Annotated in this window: 1 protein-coding gene; it reads left to right on the top strand. The window is 51.2% G+C overall.

Going from position 1 to position 990, the window contains the following annotated elements; translation table 11 throughout:
- The coding region (locus ACY3FQ_RS16435) for a Tn3 family transposase (protein ID WP_155728665.1) at nt 1-909 on the top strand (909 nt) is incomplete at its 5' end.
- Nucleotides 910-990 lie beyond the last annotated feature (81 nt).

The following is a 990-nucleotide window of genomic DNA, read 5'->3' as shown; positions in this document are numbered from 1 at the left end:
ACCTTCAAAACACGCTACTCTTCGAAGTACTTCGGTACTCAGAAAGGCGTCTCGGCCATGAGCTTAATTGCCAACCATGCCGCCATCAATGCCCGGGTGATCGGCGCGAATGAACACGAATCCCACTACATCTTTGACTTGTTAATGAATAACAGCTCGGAGATCATCCCGGACGTACTCTCAACAGATACCCACGGGGTCAATCACGTCAATTTCGCTCTGCTGGACCTGTTCGGTTACAGCTTTGCCCCGCGTTACGCGCAGGTTGGTCGTGTGATCAATGAGATGTTCGATGTAAAGGAAGACGAGGATCAGAGAATCCAGCTACAGCTTAAAAAAGCCATCAACACTAAACGTATCATGCTGCACTGGGATACTATCCAGCGGATCGCAGTGTCACTCAAAGAGCGAAAAACGACACAGGCCACGCTGGTTCGGAAACTCTCAGGCTATAAGAGCAATCACCCTCTGTTGGAGGCACTGACCGAGTACAACCGTCTGGTGAAAGCGACCTACCTGCTGAATTACATCGATGATGCCAGTCTGCGCAACTACGTTCAGCGAGCCTTGAACCGGGGGGAGGCCTATCACCAGCTGCGTCGAGCGATCAGCAACGTCAATGGGGATCAGTTCCGTGGGAGTTCTGATGAAGAGATCCAGCTATGGAACGAGTGCGCCCGCTTGGTCACCAACGCCATCATCTACTTTAACTCCAGCATACTCAGCCAGCTGCTCACGAGCTTCGAATATCACGGCGACAACAAACGGGCACAGATCGTCAAACAGGCCTCCCCAGTGGCTTGGTATAACATCAACTTAAAGGGTATCTATACCTTCGAATTAAGTAAAAAACTACCGGATCTGGAGGAACTGATGCGCTCAATTGAGGGATATTTACCGGTTCGGTAAAGTAATACCCCCTGGGAGCCCAGGAATGGCGGGGGCTCCAGAGGCTTTTGTCCGTTTACGAGGGAAAATCCCTAGTACCCC

Source organism: Acinetobacter sp. AB03, from assembly GCF_058107045.1.
Note: the sequence above shows the minus strand (reverse complement) of the source record. Positions and strands in the feature narration are given on the sequence as shown.